Here is a 2,008-nt window from a genome sequence, read left to right as displayed (position 1 = left end):
CCCGCCGCAGCGCCCGGCCGACCTGCTGCACGTAGAGCCCGGTGCTCTGGGTCGGACGGAGCAGGGCGACGAGATCGACCTCCGGCACGTTGAAGCCGGTGGCCAGCACCCCGACCGAGGTGAGGCAGCGGATCCGCCCCTCGCGAAAGCTCTGGACCAGCCGGTCGCGCGCCCGCCGCGGCGTCTCGCCGGAGATCGCCTCGCAGGAGAACCCTTCCGCCCGCACCGCGTCGCGCACGGCCTCCGCGTGGGCGACGCCGGCGCAGAAGGCGAGCCAGGCCCGCCGGTCCCGGCCGTAGCCGACCATCTCCTCGACCGCCGCGCGGGTGATCCAGTCCTGGTTCACCGCGGCCTCGAGCTGGCTCGGGATGTAGTCGCCCCCGCGCCGCCCGACGCCGCTGACGTCGAGGGCGGTCAGCGTCGCCTTCGAGAGCAGGGGGCTGAGCCAGCCCCGCTGGATCAGGTCGCCGACATTCGCCTCGTAGACGATGCGCTCGAACAGGGAGCCCTGCCCCTCGTCGAGGCGCCCGCTGTCGAGCCGGTAGGGGGTCGCCGTGAAGCCGACGACGCGCATCTCCGGCCGCAGCGCGCGCAGGCCGCCGAGGAAGCGCCCGTAGCGGGTCTCGGCGGCGCGCGGGATCAGGTGGGCCTCGTCCACGACGACGAGGTCGCGCGGGCCGACCGCGCCGAGCTTGTCCCAGACCGACTGGATGCCGCAGACCAGAACCTGCGCACCCGCCTCGCGCCGCCCGAGCCCGGCCGAGAAGATGCCGGCCGGCGCCTCCGGCCAGTAGCCCACGAGCTCGCGGTGGTTCTGCGCGATCAGCTCGCGGCTGTGCGTCACGACGACGATGCGGGCCCCAGGCTCCCGCTCCAGGGTCTCGCGGGCGAGGGCCGCGATCACCAGGGCCTTGCCGGCCCCGGTCGGCAGCACGATCAGCCCGTCCCGGATCGCTGCCCCCCCTGCCCCACTCCACGCCGCCTGGAGCGCGTCGAGGCTCGCGCGCTGATAATCCCTGAGCTGCAGCATGGGCGCCGTTTACGGCCCCGATCCGGGTTTCCAAAGGGCTTCGCCCTTTGGCGGGGCCTCGGGGCGGAGCCCTGAGGTGGCGCAGCCACACCGGGCGGCGGCCAAGAACCAGGGCGCTGCCCTGGACCCGCGAAAGGCCTTGGCCTTTCGAAACCGGGACCTAGGGCTTGCGCAGCAGGTAGGTGTCCATGATCCAGCCGTGGCGGGCGCGGGCCTCGGCGCGCAGCCGCCGGATCTCCGGGCCGACCGTGCCGAGCCGGCCGGCGAGCAGGATCTCGTCTGGCGAGCCCAGATAGGCGCCCCAGTAGATCGTCAGCTCCGGGTCGAGATGGTCGAAAGCGGGATCGCCGTCGAGCATCACCACGGTGCTGTCGGCCGGCAGCACCCCGTCCGCGAGGTTGCGGCCCGTGGTGATCGCCACGTCCGCGCCGATCCGATTCAGCAGGATCCGATGCGCCGCCGTCAGCGCCTGCACGCTGGTGATGCCGGGCACCACCGCGCAGGTGAAGGGCAGGGTGCCGCGGGTCCGGATGCGCTCCAGGATGCGCAGGGTGCTGTCGTAGAGGGAAGGGTCCCCCCAGACCAGGAAGGCCCCTACCTCCCCTGCCCCGAGATTGTCCCGGATCAGCCTTTCGAGGAGTTCCGCGCGCGCGGCGTGCCATGCCTCGACCGTGCCGCCGTAATCGGCCGGACGCCGGTCCCGCGGCGGATCCTCGGCGGCGACGAAGCGGTAGGGCTTGCGGATGTGCTCGGCGCAGATCGCCCGCCGCAGCGCCAGCAGGTCCGCCGTCTCGGCGCCCTTGTCGAGGGCGAACACCGCGTCGACGTCGGCGAGCGCCCGCACCGCCTGCAAGGTCAGGTGCTCGGGATTGCCCGTACCGATCCCGATGACGCGCAGGGTTCGCATGGCATGCTCCGGACATGCGAACGGCCCGCCCTCTGGAGAGGACGGGCCGTTCGGATTTGGTTGCGGGGGTT

2 protein-coding genes are annotated in these 2,008 nt (G+C 73.1%); both read right to left on the bottom strand.

The window, feature by feature from the left end; genetic code table 11:
• On the bottom strand, window positions 1-1,030 hold a 1,030-nt coding region (locus tag AX737_RS25060), incomplete at its 3' end, for a DEAD/DEAH box helicase (RefSeq protein ID WP_156453950.1).
• A gap of 160 nt (window positions 1,031-1,190) precedes the next feature.
• Window positions 1,191-1,937, bottom strand: coding sequence for a precorrin-6A synthase (deacetylating) (gene cobF, locus AX737_RS25055; RefSeq protein ID WP_066926109.1), 747 nt, complete (start codon window positions 1,935-1,937; stop codon window positions 1,191-1,193).
• Window positions 1,938-2,008: the final 71 nt, after the last annotated feature.

This window comes from Methylobacterium sp. CCH5-D2, assembly GCF_001556475.1.
GTDB lineage: Bacteria > Pseudomonadota > Alphaproteobacteria > Rhizobiales > Beijerinckiaceae > Methylobacterium > Methylobacterium hispanicum.
The sequence above is the reverse complement of the archived record's forward strand: the minus strand, read 5'-3'. Positions and strand labels throughout refer to the sequence as shown.

Bases quoted from the DNA above. Each gene is read 5' to 3' on its own strand.
- cobF (WP_066926109.1), bottom strand. From the start codon at position 1,937: ATGCGAACCCTGCGCGTCATCGGGATCGGTACGGGCAATCCCGAGCAC.